Here is a 19,924-nt window from a genome sequence, read left to right on the forward strand (position 1 = left end):
CTAGATCGACGCGGCTGGTGGCGCCGGGCGCACATCGCCCCCAGCGCCGAAGGCGTCCTCCCGGACCTGCGTCGCCGCTGCCCGCCTCGCCTGGGGGACGATGGCGTCGATCGCGAGCCGCCACATGCGGTCGACCGACGCTGCGATGTCCGAGCGGCCGACCGTGGCTTGGGCGGTGAGCTGGACACCGGTGAAGAATCCGATCAGCGTGCGGGCCAGGTCCGGTGCCGACATCGAACTCTCCAGGTCGCCGGCCTGCAGCGCCAGGTCGAGCTGAGCGGCCGTCCCCGAGATCCAGTCCTCGTAGAACGCGCCGGCCGGTTGGCTCAGCGAACCCTCATCGAGCGTGAGTCTGATCCCGGCGCGGACGACCGGGTCGTTCTCGAGTTGGTCGACCATGGCGCGAGAAATGCGGATGAGCCGCTCGAGGACTCCGTCGTACTGTTCCGACACCCGTGCCATGAGCGGCATCGACCGGTCGTGCTGCTCGTGGATGACCGCGAGGGCGATCTGCTCCTTCGACTTGAAGTGGAAGTACATGGACCCCTGCGAGATCCCGGACGCCTCCGCGATCATCGACAGACTCGCGTTCCCGTAACCGATGCGGTCGAAGACGGTCGCGGCACCCTCGACGATCGCGTCCTGCGTCACCTGCCCGCGCTCCTGCGTCGGCGTTCGTCGCGTCCCCGGCATCCTGACCTCCTCGGACAGCCTGTGTTCCGACTCCGATCCATCGGCGCCGTATCCGTCGACCGTGGCCGGTCGGGGCCTCAGCCTAGAGGCTCGGAGCTCACACAGCCGACGTCTTTCTCTAACTGGTACGAACGACTTATTCGTGTCACACTGATGGAGGTGATGCCGACGCAGTCCACGCGTCAGTGGGCCGTGCGCTCGCGACAGGGGTGCGCGACGCTCATCGCCTCGACCGGTGGGTCGCGCAGGGATCGGGGGATCCAGCGCTGCGTGATCCACCCGGTCTCACGCTCGACGTGATCAGCGCGCGAGCAGCTCCGGGAGGCCGATCGCCGTCGCCTCGTCAGCGAGGCTCGCGTCGATCGACACGAACGACAAGACGGTGATCGCGACCCCGACACGTGCGGCTGCTTCCAACTTGTGGTGGCCGTCGAGGACGAAGTGCACAAGACCGGTGTGAGCGTCGAAGCTGTCGAACGGCTGCGTCCGGTCCAGCACGGAGACCGCGAGCACGGTCGCCGCTCCCCCGGCTCGAAGCCGCTCCTCGTATGAGGCCACGCGCTCGCGGTCGTTCCGACCGGGCTGCACCATCGGCACCAGGAACTCGAAGAGGGTCTCGTGCTCGCCGGTCTTCCGGGTCGGGCCGCGGTAGTAGCCGGTCGCCGGGTCCTCCGGTGCACCGAGCGTGGGGTCGATGCCGCGATGCACGACCTGTTCCCGCGAGAAGTAGTCGTGGTCGTCACCCGGAGCGACCAGGACGGGCTCGATGGAGAGCAGGAGCGGCAGGTAGGTCGCTTCGGGCAGGATCTTCGACACGAGGTCGCGCAACGAGGGATCGTCGATCGCGGGCACGCCCTCGTCCAGGTGATCGTGCAGTGCGTCTGCGGCGAGCGCCCGAGCACCTTCGTCCAGACGACGGAACAGCAGCGCGCAGGTACCGCACGGGAAGCTCAACTCGAACGCCTCGTCGCCATCGACGATGAGGTGGCGTCCGCCGGGCTCGCGGAAACCCGTGAAGCGCAGTGGGGCGTCCGGTGTCCCGAGATGGACCGGCGCCGCGTGATCGAGCAGCCCGGTTCGAGATCGAGCGGGTCCGTCGGCCATCGGGCTACTTCCGGACGGCCGGGATGATGACGCCGTCGATCACCGACACGAGGAAGTCACGCGTCACCGGCTCCCGCAGCATGAGCACGCGATAGCTCACCATCGCCTGGCTGATCAGCGCAAGGGTCTCCACATCGGCGTCCGCCCGGATCTCCCCGCGGTCGATCGCGCGCTGCAGGAGGAAGCGGTTGACCGCCATGCGCGGCTCCACGATCGCCGCATGGACGGACTCGGTGAGCTCGGGCGCATCCGAGATCATCGACATCACGCCGGCGAACACGCGCATCTTGCGCTCACCCTCGGCGATGGACGGCGCCTTGATCATCGCGACGAGGTCGCCGCGGAGTGAACCGGTGTCGGGCAGCTTCGAGAAGTCGGGATCGATCTGCTTCATGCAGGCGACCGCGTCGATCACGAGTTCGGACTTCGACGCCCATCGGCGGTAGAGCGTCGCCTTGCCGGCCTTGGCACGTGCTGCCACCATGTCGACCGTCATCCCGGCGTAGCCCGTGTCGGCGAGGACGTCGAGCGCGGCGTCGAGGATCTCGGCGTCCCGCGTGTGATCGCGCTTCCGGCCGAGCTTCGGCGCTGCGGGTGGGGTCTCGAGCTGCGTCATCGCGGCTCACCTCCCTTTCGTCTCCGAGAACAGCATAGTTCAGGAACTCGAACGTTCAGGAACTATTCGGTTCCGAAACTGTCCAGTTCCGTATAGAGTCCTCAGCATGACTTCGAACCTCGCCGCCGGAACCCCGGCAGTCTCCTCACGCCGCTGGTGGACGCTCGTCACCGTCGGCCTCGCCCAGCTCATGGTCGTGCTCGACGCCACCGTGGTGAACATCGCGATGCCCGCCGCCCAGACCGACCTCGGATTCTCCGACGGCGACCGCCAGTGGATCGTCACCGCCTACTCCCTCGCCTTCGGCAGCCTGCTGCTCCTCGGCGGACGCCTGTCCGACCTCATGGGCCGGAAGCGGGCGTTCATCATCGGGCTCGTCGGGTTCGCGATCGCCTCGGCCCTCGGTGGCGCCGCCGATTCGTTCGGCACCCTCGTCGCCGCACGGGCGCTGCAGGGCGTCTTCGCAGCCCTCCTCGCACCGACCGCGCTCGCGATGCTCACGACCACCTTCACGATCCCGAAGGAGCGCGCCCGCGCGTTCGGCGTCTTCGGTGCGATCGCCGGCGCGGGTGGCGCGGTCGGACTCCTCCTCGGCGGATTCCTCACCGAGCAGTTCGACTGGCGTTGGAACCTGTACATCAACGTCGTGATCGCCGTGGTCGCCATCGTCGGGGCCGTCCTCTTCATCACCACACCGAAGACGACCGGCCCCCGCCCCAAGCTCGATGTTCCGGGCACCGTCCTCGTCTCAGGTGCGCTGTTCAGCCTCGTCTACGGCTTCGCCAATGCCGAGACCGACGGCTGGGACTCACCGCTCAGTTGGGCCTTCCTGGCCGCCGCGGCCGTGCTCCTCGTCGTGTTCGTCCTCTGGCAGCGCCGGGCCGCGCACCCGCTCCTCCCGTTGTCGATCGTCCTCGACCGCAACCGCGGTGCCGCGTTCATCTCGGTCATGATCGCCGGGGCCGGGATGTTCGGCATCTTCCTCTTCGTCACGTACTACCTGCAGGCCTCGCTCGGCTACTCACCGCAGCAGACGGGCTTCGCCTTCCTCCCGATGATCGCGATGCTCGTGCTCGCCGCACAGCTGGGGACCAACCTCCTCGTCCCGCGGTTCGGGCCGAAGGTCATGGTGCCGTTCGGCATGACGCTCGGGGCGATCGGCATGCTCCTCCTCACCCGACTCGACCTCGACAGCTCCTATGTCGGCAACGTCATGCCGGCGCTCATGGTGCTCGGATTCGCGATGGGATCGATCATGCCCGTCTCGATGCAGACCGCGACGCTCGGTGTCGACCGGGCGTTCGCCGGGGTCGCCTCGGCGACGGTCAACACCAGCCAGCAGGTCGGCGGGTCGATCGGTGTGGCGCTGCTCAACACCCTCGCGGCGAGCGCCGCCACGGCCTACGTGACCGACAACGCGCCGCCCACCCCCGAGGTGCTCGCGCAGGCCGCGATCCAGAGCTACCAGACCGCCTACTTCTGGGGCGCCGGATTCTTCGCGGTCGGCGCGGTGACGGCGGCACTGCTGTTCCGCCGACGCAACCAGGGACTCGCCCTGCACCACGCCCCGGAGGCGTCCGCGGAACCGGTGCTCGCGCACTGATCCGACCGGGTCCCGAGCACCGGACCGTCGCACACTCGCGCGGCGGCCCGGTGCGTCATCGGAGGGTCTCGCGTTCGGCCGTCAGGCGGAGGTGCGGAGGATCGAGGTCATCTTCTTCCCCTTCGCGACCTCGTCCACGAGCTTGTCCAGCTGACGGACGCGCTGCATCAGGGGATCCTCGATCTCCTCGACGCGGATGCCACAGATGAGGCCCGTGATGAGCGACGCATGAGGGTGCATCGCCGGCGCGTCGGCGAAGAAGGTCTCGAAGTCGGTACCGTCGGCGAGCACCCGTTCGATCGCGGCGTCGTCGTAACCGGTGAGCCAGGTGATGACCTGGTCCACCTCGGCCTTCGTACGGCCCTTCCGCTCCACCTTCGCGACGTAGAGCGGGTACACGCTGGCGAAGCTCGTCGTGAAGATGCGGTGTCCGGCCATACCTGGCAGTCTCCCACCGTCGCGCGTCCGGGACCAGGTCGAACTGGGTATCCGTCGCTCGTCGTCCATCGCTCGGGGGACGCGTGCTGCCGCGACGGCTGCCTACCCTGGCAGCATGACGAATCCTGGACAGCACCCGCAGACGCCTTCGCCATCACCCTCGTCGAGGCCGGCCTCGACGCCCGCCTCGACGCCCGTCGATCCAGCAGTGCCTCAGCGGCAGCTCGCGACGTACGACCACGCCCTCCGCGCCGCACCAGCCTGGTGGCGTGGCGCACTCGCGCTCCTCCTGCTCGTCGTGGGGTTCCTGATCCTCTCGATCGCGCTCGGCGGCATCGCGCTCATCGTGGACGTGGCCACCGGGGCGTACACGCTCGACGACGTCGCGAACGGCCTCATGACGCTGACGCCGGTGACGATGCTCGCGAACAACCTGTCGCTCGCCGCGCTCATCCCGGTGTCGATGCTCATCCAGTGGGCGATCTTCGGTGTCCGTCCACGGTGGCTGTCCTCGGTGGAGGGGCGCTTCCGCTGGCACTGGCTCGGGCGCCTTGCGCTCATCATCGTCCCGGTGTGGATCGTGTACGTCGGCGCGTCCGTCCTGCTCTCCCCGCTCGAGCCCATCGTGGTCGACGGCACCATGATCGCGATGCTCCTCGTCGTGATCCTCACGACGCCGCTGCAGTCGGCCGGCGAGGAGTACGGGGCGCGCGGCCTCATCCAGCGCTCCGTCGGATCCTGGTTCAGTCGCCCGATCACCGCGTTCCTCGTCGGCACGGTCGTCTCCGGCGCGGTCTTCGCCTCGGTGCACTTCGCCGGCGACCCCTGGCTCATCGCCTACTACTTCGTGTTCGGCGCTTCGATGTCCTTCGCGGCCCGCGGGACCGGTGGCCTCGAGGCGCCGGTGCTCATCCATGCGACGAACAACGTCCTGCTCCTCGTCCCCACGGCCCTCATGTCGCAGACCGACCAGGTCTTCGAGCGAGGCGAGGGTGCCGGCGGACCGTTCATGCTCATCCCGATGGCGCTCTGCGTCGCCGCAGCCGTCGTGAGCACCTGGTGGGGGCGCAGGAACGGCGTGATCGCGACGGCTCCGCTGCCGCCGAGCCGGGTGACGAAGCAGCAGGGGACGCCGCCGACCGCCATGGCCGCTCCGGTGGCTACATCGACGCAGCTGCCGACGACCCCGCAGGATCCGTCGGCGGCTCCACCGCGATGATCTGCCCGCCGGTCAGTCGCACGAGCTCCTCGAAGGTCGTCGGGAACACCGTGTGCGCATGGCCGGCTGCGGCCCAGACCTCCGGGTAGGCGGCGAGCGCCTCGTCCACGTAGGTGCGGATCGGTTCCGGGTGACCGACGGGCGCGACGCCACCGATCACCTGTCCCGTCGCCGCCTTGACGACCTCGGCGTCAGCACGCTTCAACCGTCCACGGAGCCGCCCGCCCACCCAGGCGGTGTCGACACGATGGGCACCGCTCGTGAGGATCAGGGTCGGCTCGCCGTCGAGCGTGAACACGAGGGAGTTCGCGATCGCCCCGACCTCGATCCCCAGGGCTTCCGCTGCGAGCGCCGCGGTTCGAGCAGCATCGTCGAGCCAGGTGATCTCGCCCTTGGCCCCGCGATCACGCAGCGTCTGCTCGACGATGGACACGGCCGGATGCGCTCGATCACTCATGCGACCATGCTGCCGCACCGGGCCGTCGGCGCGCGAGTGCCGGGGCGCAGCGGCACGCGGCGCGAGGTCAGTCGCCGAGTGGGACCAACGTCACCGCGAGTCCCGCTTCCCGGAGGAGTGCGATGGTCTCGGGCGCGGCCCCGTCGTCGGTCAGGAGGGCATCGAAAGCCTCGAGGCCGGCGATCCGGCCGAGCTGCCGCACACCGAGCTTCGAGGCGTCGGCGACCACGACCACCCGCTCGGCGGCGCGAACCATCCTGGCCTTCACCTCGGCCTCGGGCAGGTTGACGTTGCTCACGCCATGGCCTGCGTCGACACCGTTGCACCCGATGAAGGCGAGATCGGCGTGGACCTGGCCGAGCAGCGAACCGGCGAGCGGATCGACGAGCGAATGCTGGAGCGGCCGAAGCGATCCACCAGTGACGATCACCGAGAACCTCGGGATCTCCGACTCGAGTTCGAGCGCGATGGTCAGGCCGTTCGTGATGACCACGACGTCGGCGAGGTCGCGGCGAGCCTTGAGCGCGCGGGCGAGGGCGAGGCCGGTGCTGCCGACGTCGACGATCACGCTCTGACCGGAGCGCACCATCGCGGCCGCCGCCTCTCCGATCCGCTGCTTCGCGTGGGCCGAGGTCGCGGTCGCGAGTTCGATCGGCGACTCGACGGCGCCGCGTCCCTGCACGGGCATCGCACCTCCGTGCACGCGGACGGCCTCGCCCTGGTCGACGAGGGTGTCGAGGTCCGTCCGGGCGGTCACCCGGGAGACGCCGAAGTCGTCGGAGATGTCGGCGACGCGCACGAAGCCGCGCTCATCGAGGAGCTCGCGGATGCGGTCGCGTCGCAGTGGGGCGGGCAACTGCATGGGCTCGTCGTCGGACATGCTTGAATCTTCGCTGACTTGCCTATACTTTTCAAGGCGAAACGTTGTACGTTTCCTTTCGACAACCCGTTCTGAGGATCCCCATGCCCCCACTCGACGACACCTTCGTCATCGACCCGGCGATCGCGAGCTCGACCCAGCGCCTCGCCGACGGTCGCGAACTCATCTACTTCGACGACGTCGACACGACGCTGCCCGCGGAGCGCCTGCCCGACGCTCGCGAACTCGCACCACGACCACCGACCGCGTCCATGCGCCAGGACCCGCTGACGGGTGAGTGGATCTCGATCGCCGCCGCCCGCCAGAACCGGGTGATGCTGCCACCCGCGAACCTCGACCCGCTCGCGCCCGCGAGCCCCTCAAACCCCTCCGAGATCCCCGACCAGTACGACGTCGCGGTCTTCGAGAACAAGTCGCCGTCCTTCGGACCGCTGCTCGAAGACGAGAACGCACCGGTCGACCTCGCCGACCTCGAGGCCATCGGAATCGGCCGGACCCGCACCTCGGTCGGCCGCTGCGAGGTCGTGAGCTTCAGCCCGTCGAGCACCGGTTCCTTCGGCTCGCTGTCCCGAACCCGGGCGCGCACGGTGATCGAAGCGTGGGCCCGCCGGACGCACGCACTGTCGCAGATCGACTCGATCCAGCAGGTGTTCCCCTTCGAGAACCGTGGCGAGCAGATCGGTGTCACCCTCCACCACCCGCACGGACAGATCTACTCCTACCCCTATGTGACCCCGCGCACGCAGCGACTCATCGCCGCGAGCGAGGCCTACGGTCCCGGACTCTTCGCCGACGTCCTCGCCGCGGAGCAGGCCGACGAGCGCGTCGTCCTCACCGGCGAGCACTGGACGGCGTTCGTCCCGTTCGCCGCGCGCTGGCCCATCGAGGTGCACCTGCTCCCCCACCGGCACGTGCCCGACTTCGCCGCGACCTCGCTCGAAGAACGGGACGAGCTCGCCGGTCTCTACCTGCGGCTGCTGCGCGGCGTCGACGCCCTGTACGACACCCCGACCCCGTACATCGCCGCCTGGCATCAGGCCCCGACCCGTGTCCACCGCGACGAGCTCCGACTCCACCTGCAGCTCACCTCCCCACGTCGTGGAGCCGACCGCCTGAAGTACCTGGCCGGCTCCGAGGCCGCCATGGGCGCCTGGATCGGCGACGTCCCGCCCGAGACCACCGCCACCGCCCTGCGCGCCGCGATCGCCGCAGCCGATGAGGAGAACCCCGTATGACCGACCTGCAGCGCACCGCCACGAGCGGATTCGAGAACGCCTTCGGCAGCGAGCCGCATGGCCTCTGGACCGCGCCCGGCCGCGTGAACATCATCGGCGAGCACACCGACTACAACGACGGCTTCGTGTTCCCGATGGCGATCGACCGCCGCACCGTCGCAGCCGTCCGTCGTCGCGACGACGACCGCATCCGGGTCTCGAGCAGCTTCTCACCCGAGATCGTCGAGGTCTCGGTGCGCGCGCTCGATCCCGACGCACTGCACGGCTGGTCCGCCTACCCGCTCGGCGTCGCATGGGCGCTCGGCCAGTTCGGGGCACCCTTGCAGGAGGTGCCCGGGGTCGACGTCTACATCGACTCCGACGTCCCGGTCGGGGCCGGCCTCTCCTCCTCCGCGGCCATCGAAGCCTCGGTCGGCGTCGCACTGAACGAGATCTGGCACCTCGACCACGACCGCCGGACGCTCGCGAAGATCTGCCAGCTCGCCGAGAACCGAGCGGTCGGCGCACCGACCGGCATCATGGACCAGTCGGCGTCGCTCCTCGGCCGGCGTGACTGCGGCGTCTTCCTCGACTGCCGCTCGCTCGAGACCGACGTCATCCCCCTCGGCTTCGAGGAGCACGACCTCGAGCTGCTCGTCATCGACACGCGCGTCGAGCACGCCCACGTCTCGGGCGGGTACGCCGCACGTCGGGCGTCCTGCGAGGCGGGCGCCGCAGCGCTCGGAGCCGACTCGCTCCGCGACATCACGGTCGGCGACCTCGACCGCGCTCGCGAGCTGCTCGACGACGAGACCTTCCGCCGCGTCCGTCACGTCGTGACGGAGAACCAGCGTGTCCTCGACACCGTCCGGACCCTGCGCGAGCACGGGCCGACGTCGATCGGCGAGCTGCTCGTGGCCTCCCACGCGTCGATGCGGGACGATTTCGAGATCTCGGTTCCGGAACTCGACCTGGCCGTCGAGACATCGATGGCGGCGGGTGCGATCGGGTCGCGCATGACCGGTGGTGGCTTCGGGGGTGCGGCGATCGCCCTGGTCCCCGTCGCCCTGGCATCGGCCGTGGCCGAGGCGGTCACGGCGGCCTTCGCCGAGGCGTCCTTCACCGCCCCGACCATCTTCCCCGTCCGTCCCGCCGCCGGAGCCACCCGAGAGTCCTGACCTTCCCCACCCCTGCCCGCGAACTGTCAATTCCGGCTAGTCCCGGCCGCTCGGACTAGCGTCGAGTGACAGTTCGCGGGCTGGGTGTGGAGAACTTCCGACGCTGAGACGCCGCAGTCGGCACCGTGGTGGGATGGTCCGCCGACGTCCCCTCCCCCTCGAACTCAGCAAGCAGCCGTTCTCCACGGCCGAAGCCGACGAACTCGGCGTGCCTCGATCGCGGCTACGAGCGCGCGACCTCGCCACGCCGCACCGAGGCGTCCGGGCACCGCTCGACCAGCCGACGGACATCCCCGGACGCTGTCACGCCTATGCCCCACTCCTCCACGATGGGCAGTTCTTCAGCCACGTGAGCGCGGCGGCCTTGCACGGCCCCCCCGTGCCCACCTGGGAACACGAGGCACCACTCGACGTCGCGTCCATCGCGCCGGCACGCGCGCCTCGAGGATCGGGCGTGCGTGGGCATCAACTCGACGGGGACCACTGGGAGGTCGTCGCCGTCGAAGGGCTGCCGGTACTGACCGCCGTCGATGCCTGGTGTCAGCTCGGAACCCGACTCCCCTTGGACGACCTGGTGATCGCCGGCGATGTGTTGCTCCGCCGCAGGCGACCACTGGCATCGGAGCAGCAGATCGTCCGCGGGCTGGCACGGATGAACGGCCGTCGCGGCGCGAAGCGGCTGCGGCTCGCGTTCTCGATGATGCGGCCTCGGACGGATTCGCCGATGGAGACCGCATTGCGCCTGCTGATCGTCCGCGCGGGCCTTCCGGAACCACTCGTCAACGAGGTCATCTCAGACGCCCTCGGACGGTTTCTGGCCTTGGGCGACCTGGTGTATCCCGAACAGCGGGTCCTCGTCGAATACGACGGCGGCACCCACTTCTCGGATGAACGGCAGATCTTCCACGACATCGATCGCCTCGACCGAGTCATGGCAGCGGGCTGGCGGGTCATCCGGGTGAATCGCTCGCACCTGACGGACCCGTCGCCCATCCTCACCGCCCTGGCTCGCGAACTGTCACTTCCGGCTAATCGCGGGGCGCCGGACTAGCGTCGAGTGACAGTTCGCGGGCTGGGTTAGGGGGTGGCCATGCGGACGACGTTGGCGAGGAGTCCGACTCTCGTCATGGGGCCGACACCACCGGGGTTCGGGCTGATCCACGAGGCGACCTCGGCCACGTCAGGGGCGACGTCGCCGACGACCCGGGACTTGCCGGTCTCGGGGTCGGTCTCGCGGCTCACCCCGACGTCGAGGACGATGACGCCGGGCTTCACGGCGTCGCGCGTGACGATCCCGGGGACGCCCGCCGCGGCGACGATCACGTCGGCGGTGCGGAGGATGTCGTCGAGTCCGACCGTTCCGGTGTGCGTCAGCGTGACCGTCGCGTTGTATTCGCGACGGGTGAGCAGCGGGCCGATCGCGCGACCGACGGTGACCCCGCGGCCCACGACGACGACGTGCTTGCCCGCCCAGCTGATCCCGTGACGTTCCACCAGCTCGATGACGCCCTTCGGCGTGCACGGCAACGGTGTGTGGATCGGGCGGTTCACGTTGAGCACGAGACGACCGAGGTTGGTCGGGTGGAGCCCGTCGGCGTCCTTCTCGGGATCGATGCGCTCGAGGATCGCGTCGGTGTCGATGTGCTTCGGCAACGGCAGCTGCACGATGTAGCCGGTGCAGCTCTCGTCGGCGTTGAGCTCGTCGAGGACGGCCTCGAGCTCCTCCTGCGAGACCGTCTCGGGCAGGTCGCGTCGGATGGACTCCATACCGACCTCGGCGCAGTCGCGGTGCTTGCCGGCGACGTACCACTGCGAACCCGGGTCGGAACCGACGAGGACGGTGCCCAGCCCGACCGAGATGCCGCGCTCCTTGAGCGCGGCCACCTCGATCGCGAGTTCGGACTTGATGGCGGCGGCCGTGGCCTTGCCGTCGAGGATCTGTGCGGTCATGCGCCGGCGCCCTACTGCTGGAGGCCGGGGTAGAGCGGGAAGCGCTCGGCGAGCGCCGTGACGCGCTCCCGGAGGGCTCCGGCCTCGGCACCGTTGCGCAGCGCGAGAGCGATGATGTCGGCGACCTCGGCGAACTCGGTGTCGCCGAAGCCACGCGTCGCGAGTGCCGGGGTACCGATCCGCAGGCCGGAGGTGACCATCGGCGGGCGCGGGTCGAACGGCACCGAGTTGCGGTTGACCGTGATGCCGACCTCGTGGAGGAGGTCTTCGGCCTGCTGGCCGTCGAGCTCGGAGGTGCGGAGGTCGGCGAGCACGAGGTGCACATCGGTGCCGCCGGTGAGGACGTCGATGCCGGCGGCCTTCGACGCCTCGGAGGTGAGCGCCTCGGCGAGGAGCTTGGCACCGCGGAGCGTCCGCTCCTGGCGGTCCTTGAACTCCGCCGTGGCGGCGAGCTTGAACGCGGTCGCCTTGGCGGCGATGACGTGCATGAGCGGTCCGCCCTGCTGGCCGGGGAACACGTTCGAGTTGAGCTTCTTGGCGAGCTCCATGTCGCGGCTCACGATGAAGCCGGAGCGCGGGCCGCCGATGGTCTTGTGCACGGTGGAGGACACGACGTCGGCGAACGGCACGGGCGACGGGTGGACGCCTGCGGCGACGAGGCCGGCGAAGTGCGCCATGTCGACCCAGAGCTTCGCACCGACCTCGTCGGCGATCGCGCGGAACGCGGCGAAGTCGAGCTGGCGCGGGTAGGCGGACCAGCCGGCGATGATGACCTGGGGCTTGTGCTCGAGTGCTTTGTCGCGGACGACGTCCATGTCGACGAGGAAGGTCTCGGGGTCGACGCCGTAGGAGACGGCGTTGTAGAGCTTGCCGGAGAAGTTGAGCTTCATGCCGTGGGTGAGGTGACCACCGTGGGCGAGCTCGAGACCGAGGATGGTGTCGCCGGGGGTGGCGATCGCTGAGAGGACCGCGGCGTTGGCCGTGGCGCCCGAGTGCGGCTGGACGTTCGCGTATGCGGCACCGAAGAGGCTCTTGGCCCGCTCGATCGCGAGGGACTCGGCGATGTCGACGAACTCGCAGCCGCCGTAGTAGCGACGACCCGGGTAGCCCTCGGCGTACTTGTTGGTGAGGACGCTGCCCTGCGACTGCAGGACGGAGACGGGCACGAAGTTCTCACTCGCGATCATCTCGAGGGTGTTGCGCTGGCGACCGAGCTCCTGCTCGAGGACCGCAGCGATCTCGGGATCGACCTCGGAGAGTGGCGCGTTGAAGGTGTCGGACAAGACTGGCTCCCTTTTGTGACAGAACGGATGTCGGTGATGTGCCGTTTCGGCCCAGGCGTGCGGCCGAATCCGCCCTTGTCTTCAAGGTGCAGGGTCGCTCCCCGATGGTGAACCATCTGAGGCGGAGCGGAACTCCGTCTATACGCCAGTTGCGACTGCTAGCAGCATAGCAACGGGACGCCCGATGCGCACCGTCCTGTGGAGGGGGCGGGCAGCGGCGGGGGCCGGTGTGTCAAGATGGCCCGACGCTTGTTCACCCTCCGAACAAACCCCGTTCCGGCGCCCACGATCCCGCGTCGCCGACGCTGAAGGAACCACGCATGAGCCTGCTGCCCCGCCCCATGTCGCAGACCACGGACGCCTCCGCTCCCCCGTTCCGGTTGTCGGCGGATTCGGTGATCCGTACCGACCCGTCGGCGGCGACCACGGCTCGGATCCTCGCCGAGGCACTGCGCGCCTCGACGGGCTTCGACCTCCCGGTCGAGACCACCGGCGCGGAGGAGGTGGCGGATTCGGCGGGTGCGGACATCGCATTGTCGGTCGACCCCCGCCTGTCCACGACGAGCGGGGCCTACCGATTGACCGCCGTGGCCTCCGGTGTCGAGATCGTCGGCGCGGACGCCGACGGGGTCCACCATGGCACGCAGACACTCAGGCAGCTCCTCCCGCCGGCCAACTGGGCATCGACGGCCGGCGCACAGGACTGGATCATCGCAGCGACCGTCATCGCCGACGCGCCGCGCTTCGCGTACCGCGGCGCGATGCTCGACGTCGCGAGGCACTTCTTCACGGTCGCGCAGGTGCAGCGGTTCATCGACCAGATCGCCGCACTCAAGCTCAACCACCTGCACCTGCACCTCACCGACGACCAGGGGTGGCGCCTCGAGATCGCCGGGTGGCCGGAGCTCACCGGGATCGGTGCGGCGACCGCGGTCGGTGGTGGTGCGGGCGGCTCGTACAGTGCCGACGACTACCGGGCGATCATCGAGTACGCCGCCGACCGCCGCGTCACGATCGTTCCCGAGATCGACGTCCCCGGACACACGAACGCGGTCCTCGCGGCGTATCCCGAACTCAACCCGGACGGCGTCGCTCGCGAGCCCTACACCGGCACGGAGGTCGGCTTCTCGAGCCTCGACATCCATGCCGAGTCCACCTACACGTTCCTCGACGACGTCTTCACCCAGCTCGCCGCGATGACCCCGGGCCCCTATCTCCACCTCGGCGGCGATGAAGCGCTCGCCACCCCCGAGGCGGACTTCCTCCATTTCGCCCGTCGGGTGTCCGAGCTGATCGCCACGACCGGGAAGACCGCGATCGCCTGGCACGAGTTCGGCGCGTCTCGGGAACTCGCCCCCGGCACCATCGGCCAGTACTGGAACTACGTCTCCCCCGAGGACGGCCACGCCGACAAGCTGCGCTCGTTCGTGGATCAGGGCGGGCAGGTCATCATGTCTCCGGCCGACGCCGCCTACCTCGACATGCAGTACCCCGGCGTCGCGACGGCCGGCCTCACCTGGGCGGACGGCCCCACGAGTGTCGAACGCTCCGCCGTCTGGGAGCCGACCGAGATCGTCGAAGGTGTCGGAGAGCAGGACATCCTCGGCGTCGAGGCCCCGCTCTGGACGGAGACCGTGGCCGACGTGCAGACGCTCGAGTTCCTCGTCTTCCCTCGGATCGCGTCCATCGCGGAGATCGGCTGGTCGGAGCGACGCACGCCGGACTGGAGCGACTTCCGGGACCGGCTGGCCGACCTCGCTCAGGGCTGGTCGGCCGCGGGCATCGCCTTCCACCGCTCCCCCGAGATCGGCTGGCTCGACTGATCCGGGCGACGGACGGGAAGGCGGCCGGGAGTGGCGCTCGCCCCCGAGCACCACTCCCGGCCTGTCGACGGGTACGCACGAAGGCGCCCCCTCCCGTCGAGATCTGCAACGTTTCGGGTCCGTTGCCCGATGCACACCGGCCGTGGCGCGCATCGTGGCCGTCCGAGGACGACCCAGCCGGGTCCCCGTCGCCGGGAATCCTGCTGTTCATCCTGAGAGAGTGCATCCCGAACAGGTCATGACGCGGTTTCCCGGAACAATCGGAACGGATCTTCCTCGGCGCCAGCGGCTGTCCGCGAGACACCCCGTGCCAAGATGAGGGATCGGCGTCATGATCCCGGTGCACCCGACTCTCTTGGGCGGGCACGGTGCCCGGTAGTGCGCAGCTCGCAGACGGAGGCATCATGAGCCTGGACACATCCCCGGCTTCATCGCTCACCGAGCGATCGGATGCCGAGCTCATCGAGCACACCCGCACGGGCTCGCAGGACGCCTACGCGGAGCTGTGGCGACGACACTCGAACGCCGGACGGACCGTCGCCCGGTCCGTCACCTCGAGCCTCGATCCCGACGACCTCGTCTCGGAGTCCTTCGCCCGCATCTATCAGGCGGTCCGTCGCGGGAAGGGACCCACCGGCGCCTTCCGCCCCTACCTGTTCACCACCATCCGGAACACGGCGGCCGCGTGGGGCCGATCGCGTCGGGAGACCTCGCTCGACACCCTGGACTCCTTCGAGGACCCGGACACGAACGAAGCCTCCTCGATCGAGGCCCTCGATCGCAGCCTGAGTGCCCGAGCGTTCCGGAGCCTGCCGACCCGGTGGCAGGAGGTGCTCTGGTACACGGAGATCGAGGCGATGACGCCTGCGGAGGTCGCGCCGCTCCTCGGGATGAAGGCCAACTCGGTGTCCGCGCTCGCCTACCGAGCACGCGAGGGGCTGCGCGAAGCGTGGATCCAGGCGCACCTGCAGGCCGTCGACGACGACTCGGAGCACGCCTTCACGATCAGCAGGCTCGGATCGTACGCGCGCGGGAACCTCTCCGCCCGGGACACGGCCAAGGTCGAGTCGCACCTGGACGCCTGTCAGCGGTGCACCATCGTGGCCGCTGAGGCGAAGGAGGTCGGCTCGCGCATGGCGCTCGTCCTCCTCCCCCTCGTCGCAGGCGCCGCCGGTGCGGCCGGCTACACCGCTTGGTTGCAGGCGAACGGCCCGTCGGCGAGCGCGGTCGCCGCGATGCCTGCCGGTGTCACCGGTGGGGTCGCATTGACGGCGCACCTGGGCACCTCGGTGGCGGCCTCCGGTGGGGTGGCGGCCTCCGGTGCAGCCGGTTCCAGTGGCGCCGCATCGGGTGCCGGTGCCGCGTCGGGTGCCGGCGCCGCGTCGGGTGCCGGCGCCGCGGGTGCTGCGGCGGCCGGTCTCTCCGGCGGGATCATCGCCGCGGTCGGTGTCGGCGTCGTCGCGGCGGTGACCGCCGCCGCGCTCGTCCTGGGTCCGGTGGTGTTCCCGCCGACCGCCGACACGCCGACCTCCGGCACGGCTGCTGGGCCCACCGATCCGCCCGCCGCCCCGTCCCCGGATGCGGCCCCGATCGCCGGCCCGACGCCGACACCCTCCTCCCCGGCACCGAATCCGACTCCGAGTCCGAGTCCGAGTCCGAGTCCGAGTCCGAACGAGGATGGGACGCCGGATCCCGTCGTGGTCTCCCCGCAGGTTCCGACGCCCACTGCCCCACCGGTCGCTCCGCCCGTCACCCCGGTCGATCCCGTCGACCCGACCGAACCCACGGCGCTCCCGGTGCCGACCATGGTCGCCGACTCCGGCGGTGGCTACCTGTGGCCCACGTTCAGCGGCACGGGAGCGGCCGGAGCCACCATCGACGTCCTCGACGGCGACCTCGTCGTCGCTTCGACGGTCGTGCCGGGGTCCGCGCAGCGGTCATCGGTCGCAGCCGCCCCGGTGACCGGGACCTGGTCGACAGGACCGGTCGTCCTCAACCGGTCTGGGACGTTCACCCTCACCGTGCGCCAGACCCTCGGTGACCAGGTCACCGAGTCCGCGGAACCTGCCGGCATGACGATCTCCGGGCCCTCGATCTCCGGATTCGAGACGATCCTGTCGTTCCGGATCCTCGAGCCGGACGCACCGATCGTCATCAGCGGCGCTCCGAACGGCGCGATCGGGTACACCCTCGACGGTGGTGACGAGCAGCGCGTCGCGCTCGATGCCGACGGTCGGGCGACGCTCACCGGCGCCGCCGTGGCCGGCGGGTTCCACGAGCTCAGCGTCTGGAGCGTCGACCCCGCGGACCCATCGCGCGTGGGACCTGCGACCTCCGTCGAGTACCTCTCGCTGACCGGACTCCTGAGTACCGAGTCCGCCGTCGATCCGGCGACGGCCCCGCTCCCGGAAGCGGTTCTGGACACCGCACCGGAGGCGATTCCCGCTCCGCTCCCTGTTCAGGCCGTCGTCGAACCGATCGCGGACCAGATCCCGGTGGAACCGGCTCCCGCGACGGAGCCGGACGTGCCGAGTACGACCGAGCCTGATCCGGCGACGGAGACGGAGACGCCGGTGGAGACCGCGCCCGACGTCACCGCGCCGCCCGATGGCGCAGACGCCTCACCGGCACCGACGACGGACGAACCGGCGGTACCGTAAACGGTCACGCTGAGCGCGTCCGCAGCGGCTCGTGCTCGATCAGACGGATTCGCGCCTGCGGGTGCGCAGCACGTCCGCGGCGAGGAGCGAGGTCGCGACCACGGCCAGGCACACGTACACCCACGGCAGCACGCCGAGACCGATCTCGGCGAGGAGCAACGCTCCGAGCGCCGAACCGCCACCGATACCCGTGTTGAACGCGGTCGTGTAGAAGGCGTTCGCGGTGTCGCGGATGCGCGGGCTCGCCGCGTGCAGGAGGCGCGTCTGCATGAGCGGCGGCAGCATGCCGAAGGCCGTCCCCCAGAGGAAGAACGCGACGAGTGCGCCCGGAAGCCACCCTGCTGAGAGGGCGAGGACGCTCACCATGGCGGCAGACACGGTCAGGGCGACGAACAGGCCGGTGGTCGCACGCCTCGCGAAGACGCTGCCGGTGAGGATGAGGCCGATCGCGCCCGCGACGCCGTAGACGAGGAGGAGGATGCTGAGCTGGCCGGCCGGGACACCGACCTCGCCGATGAGGAACGGTGCGATGTAGGTGTAGAACGCGTAATGGCCCGCCATGATGACGCCGACCGCGATGCAGACGATCGCGACCGGGATGATGCTCGGATCACGGCCCGTGGCACCCGAGGCTGCCGCGTGCGACTCCTCCCGACCGACGGGCGGCAGCTTCCACCACACGACGACGGCGCCGAGGAGCATGGCTGCGGCGAGCACGCCGAACGCGAGCCGCCAGCCGAGCGCGTGCCCGAGCGCGGTGCTGAGCGGGACGCCGAGGACGAAGGCGAGCGTGCCTCCGGCGATCGTCACGGACACGGCACGGGCGAGCTGTTCCTTCGGGACCAGGTGACCGGCGTAGGCGCCGACGACCGCCCAGAAGACACCATGGGCGAGCCCACCGAGCACCCGGGTGGCGACGAGGAGTTCGTAGTTCGGGGCGAGCGCGCCGAGACCCGTGCTCACGCCGAGGACGACGATGACGGCCACGAGCAACGCGTGTCGCGGCACACGCCTGGTGAGGTGGATGAGCGCGGTGCTGGACAGCACCACCGTGAACGCGAACACGCTGACGAGGAGCCCGATCTGCGACTCGGTGACGCCGAGCGAGGCGCTCATCTCCGGGAGGAGACCGGTCGGGATCATCTCGCCGGTGACGGAGAGGAAGGTGCCCGCCGCGAGCGCGATCAGGCCGACCCAGGGGAACGGCGGTGACGACGGCTTGGTGGGTTCGGCGGCGCGCGCCGAGGAGGGCGAAGAGGAGGTCATCGGATTGCTCCAACGATGGCGTTCACTCGTCGGCGGACGTGGCGGACGAGTTCGTCTACGCGCTGATGTGCGCGCCCAGGGTCAACCGACATCCGGCGACCGCGGACGAGTCTACCCGAGGCCGGGAATGCGGAGGGCTCGATCCGACGTTGCAGCTGACGTGAAGGTGACAGAGAGGCCGCTCATGCGCATTGCAGAACTCGCTGAACGAACGGGTGTCCCGGCCACCCGGCTCCGCTCCTACGAGGAGGAGGGACTCCTGGCGCCCGTGCGCGCGTCGCACGCGCCCGACGAGTACGAACCGTCCGCGATCGACCACGTCGTCACGGTCGACAACCTGTTCGACGCGGGGCTCACGACCCGTCTCGTGCGCGTGGTCCTCGATCTCGACGACGCACGCACCTCGCGTGCCGTGCCCGACTGCTCCCGCGCGACGGCCGAGTCGCTCCATGCGCAGATCGCCTCGATCGACGCCCGCATCGACTGCCTGAGGCAGAGTCGCGAGACGGTTCGGTCGTACCTGCGGCAGTCCTCCCACGCCGACCTCGTCGACGAGCGGTCCGTCCCTGCAGCTTGAGCGGTCGGGTCCCGGTAACCTGAGTCGGTGACGAACTCGACCGATCCCTCCGCTGTGCCATCGACCACGCACGAGCGCTCCGTCCACTGGGTGCTCTCGATCATCTGCGAGGACCGCCCGGGTATCGTGCACGCGATCAGCGGCGCGATCGTCGAGGCCGACGGCAACATCACCGAGAGCCAGCAGTTCTCGAGCGATGACACCGGGCGGTTCTTCATGCGGCTCCAGGTCGAGGCTGCGGTCTCGCGCGAGCGCTTCGAGGCGGCCATCGCGCCCGTCGTCGAACGGTACGGCCTCCAGTGGCGGCTCGACGTCGTCGGTCGCCCGCTCCGAACGCTCGTCCTGGCCTCGACGGCGGCACACTGCGTCAACGACCTGCTCTTCCGCCAGCGGGCCGGCCAGCTCCCGGTCGAGATCCCCCTCGTGCTCAGCAACCACGGTTCGCTCCGCGATCTCGCCTCCTTCTACGGCGTGCCCTTCGAGGCGCTGCCCGTGACGGACGCAGCCTCGAAGGCGGCGTTCGAGGCCAGGGTCGTCGAGGCCGTCGAGGAGCACGACATCGAGCTCGTCGTCCTCGCGAGGTACATGCAGATCCTGTCCCCCGAGCTCTGCGAGCGCCTCGCCGGTCGCGCCATCAACATCCACCACTCCTTCCTGCCCGGTTTCAAGGGCGCGAACCCGTACAAGCAGGCGCACGCGCGCGGCGTCAAGCTCATCGGTGCGACCGCGCACTTCGTGACGAGCGACCTCGACGAGGGACCGATCATCGAGCAGAACGTCGTCCGCGTGGACCACTCCCGCTCCCCCGCGGAGCTCGTCGCCATCGGTCAGGACGAGGAGAGCCGCACCCTCACCCAGGCGGTGAAGTGGTTCGCCGAGGACCGCGTCCTCCTCGACGGTGCGCGCACGATCATCTTCCGCTGACCCGGAGCGGGCTCGCGGCCACGCGCCGTAGAATCGTGT

At 69.7% G+C, this 19,924-nt stretch carries 18 protein-coding genes and 1 riboswitch; of the genes, 9 read left to right on the forward strand and 9 right to left on the reverse strand.

The window, feature by feature from the left end; genetic code table 11:
- The 3 genes from RWN05_RS06405 to RWN05_RS06415 form a co-directional block, all read right to left on the reverse strand.
- The gene (locus RWN05_RS06405) at positions 1-693 is read right to left on the reverse strand and encodes a ScbR family autoregulator-binding transcription factor (RefSeq protein WP_314138988.1); all 693 of its coding nucleotides are present in this window, start codon (positions 691-693) and stop codon (positions 1-3) included.
- Between the two features lie 300 nt (positions 694-993).
- Complete coding sequence (locus RWN05_RS06410; RefSeq protein ID WP_079001783.1) at positions 994-1,797, reverse strand: hypothetical protein; 804 nt, start codon at positions 1,795-1,797, stop codon at positions 994-996.
- A 4-nt stretch (positions 1,798-1,801) separates the two neighbouring features.
- Positions 1,802-2,413: a TetR/AcrR family transcriptional regulator gene (locus tag RWN05_RS06415; protein ID WP_079001781.1), complete on the reverse strand. Its 612-nt coding sequence runs from the start codon at positions 2,411-2,413 to the stop codon at positions 1,802-1,804.
- 106 nt (positions 2,414-2,519) lie between these two features.
- Between RWN05_RS06415 and RWN05_RS06420 the strand changes: the two genes are divergently transcribed.
- Positions 2,520-4,016 carry an MFS transporter gene (locus RWN05_RS06420; protein ID WP_314138989.1) on the forward strand — a complete coding sequence of 499 codons (1,497 nt, stop codon included), beginning with the start codon at positions 2,520-2,522 and terminating at the stop codon, positions 4,014-4,016.
- Between the two features lie 81 nt (positions 4,017-4,097).
- On the opposite strand, the gene RWN05_RS06425 is transcribed toward RWN05_RS06420, so the two are convergent.
- Entirely contained in the window at positions 4,098-4,454 is a 357-nt protein-coding gene (locus RWN05_RS06425; RefSeq protein WP_314138990.1) for a DUF2200 domain-containing protein, read from the reverse strand.
- Between the two features lie 115 nt (positions 4,455-4,569).
- Here RWN05_RS06425 and RWN05_RS06430 point away from each other — a divergent pair, with 115 nt between their 5' ends.
- Positions 4,570-5,673 (forward strand): CPBP family intramembrane glutamic endopeptidase, encoded by a 1,104-nt coding sequence (locus tag RWN05_RS06430; protein WP_314138991.1) that lies wholly within the window; start codon positions 4,570-4,572, stop codon positions 5,671-5,673.
- Here the strand turns inward: RWN05_RS06430 and RWN05_RS06435 are convergent.
- Positions 5,615-6,130 carry a YbaK/EbsC family protein gene (locus RWN05_RS06435; protein ID WP_314138992.1) on the reverse strand — a complete coding sequence of 172 codons (516 nt, stop codon included), beginning with the start codon at positions 6,128-6,130 and terminating at the stop codon, positions 5,615-5,617. The genes RWN05_RS06430 and RWN05_RS06435 overlap by 59 nt on opposite strands.
- Before the next feature lie 67 nt (positions 6,131-6,197).
- Positions 6,198-7,010: a DeoR/GlpR family DNA-binding transcription regulator gene (locus tag RWN05_RS06440; RefSeq protein WP_079001771.1), complete on the reverse strand. Its 813-nt coding sequence runs from the start codon at positions 7,008-7,010 to the stop codon at positions 6,198-6,200.
- Positions 7,011-7,093: 83 nt separating this feature from the next.
- Between RWN05_RS06440 and galT the strand changes: the two genes are divergently transcribed.
- The 3 genes from galT (at position 7,094) to RWN05_RS06455 (ending at position 10,453) form a co-directional block, all read left to right on the forward strand.
- A complete protein-coding gene (galT, locus tag RWN05_RS06445; RefSeq protein WP_314138993.1) occupies positions 7,094-8,245 on the forward strand; it encodes a galactose-1-phosphate uridylyltransferase in 1,152 nt (383 codons plus the stop codon).
- A complete protein-coding gene (gene galK / locus RWN05_RS06450) occupies positions 8,242-9,402 on the forward strand; it encodes a galactokinase (RefSeq protein WP_314138994.1) in 1,161 nt (386 codons plus the stop codon). Before galT ends, galK begins: the two co-directional genes overlap by 4 nt.
- 133 nt (positions 9,403-9,535) lie before the next feature.
- Positions 9,536-10,453, forward strand: a complete 918-nt coding sequence (locus tag RWN05_RS06455) for a hypothetical protein (protein ID WP_314138995.1) — start codon at positions 9,536-9,538, stop codon at positions 10,451-10,453.
- Between the two features lie 26 nt (positions 10,454-10,479).
- Here the strand turns inward: RWN05_RS06455 and RWN05_RS06460 are convergent, their stop codons facing one another.
- Together RWN05_RS06460 and glyA are read right to left on the reverse strand one after the other, a co-directional pair.
- A complete protein-coding gene (locus tag RWN05_RS06460; protein ID WP_071259424.1) occupies positions 10,480-11,352 on the reverse strand; it encodes a bifunctional methylenetetrahydrofolate dehydrogenase/methenyltetrahydrofolate cyclohydrolase in 873 nt (290 codons plus the stop codon).
- Between the two features lie 11 nt (positions 11,353-11,363).
- Positions 11,364-12,635, reverse strand: a complete 1,272-nt coding sequence (glyA, locus tag RWN05_RS06465; protein WP_064296623.1) for a serine hydroxymethyltransferase — start codon at positions 12,633-12,635, stop codon at positions 11,364-11,366.
- A 42-nt stretch (positions 12,636-12,677) separates the two neighbouring features.
- A riboswitch (ZMP/ZTP riboswitch) is annotated at positions 12,678-12,796 on the reverse strand.
- Positions 12,797-12,955: 159 nt separating this feature from the next.
- Here glyA and RWN05_RS06470 point away from each other — a divergent pair.
- Positions 12,956-14,458 (forward strand): beta-N-acetylhexosaminidase, encoded by a 1,503-nt coding sequence (locus tag RWN05_RS06470; RefSeq protein WP_314138996.1) that lies wholly within the window; start codon positions 12,956-12,958, stop codon positions 14,456-14,458.
- Between the two features lie 404 nt (positions 14,459-14,862).
- Positions 14,863-17,118, forward strand: a complete 2,256-nt coding sequence (locus RWN05_RS06475; RefSeq protein WP_314138997.1) for a sigma-70 family RNA polymerase sigma factor — start codon at positions 14,863-14,865, stop codon at positions 17,116-17,118.
- A 39-nt stretch (positions 17,119-17,157) separates the two neighbouring features.
- Here the strand turns inward: RWN05_RS06475 and RWN05_RS06480 are convergent, their stop codons facing one another.
- Complete coding sequence (locus RWN05_RS06480) at positions 17,158-18,384, reverse strand: MFS transporter (protein WP_175116241.1); 1,227 nt, start codon at positions 18,382-18,384, stop codon at positions 17,158-17,160.
- 184 nt (positions 18,385-18,568) lie between these two features.
- On the opposite strand from RWN05_RS06480, the gene RWN05_RS06485 reads away from it, so the two are divergent.
- Both RWN05_RS06485 and purU read left to right on the forward strand, forming a co-directional pair.
- Positions 18,569-18,961, forward strand: coding sequence for a MerR family transcriptional regulator (locus RWN05_RS06485; RefSeq protein WP_064296627.1), 393 nt, complete (start codon positions 18,569-18,571; stop codon positions 18,959-18,961).
- 27 nt (positions 18,962-18,988) lie between these two features.
- A complete protein-coding gene (gene purU / locus RWN05_RS06490; RefSeq protein ID WP_369808468.1) occupies positions 18,989-19,885 on the forward strand; it encodes a formyltetrahydrofolate deformylase in 897 nt (298 codons plus the stop codon).
- The last annotated feature ends 39 nt before the right edge of the window (positions 19,886-19,924 follow it).

The sequence above is a fragment of the uncultured Plantibacter sp. genome (assembly GCF_963518075.1).
GTDB lineage: Bacteria > Actinomycetota > Actinomycetes > Actinomycetales > Microbacteriaceae > Plantibacter > Plantibacter flavus_A.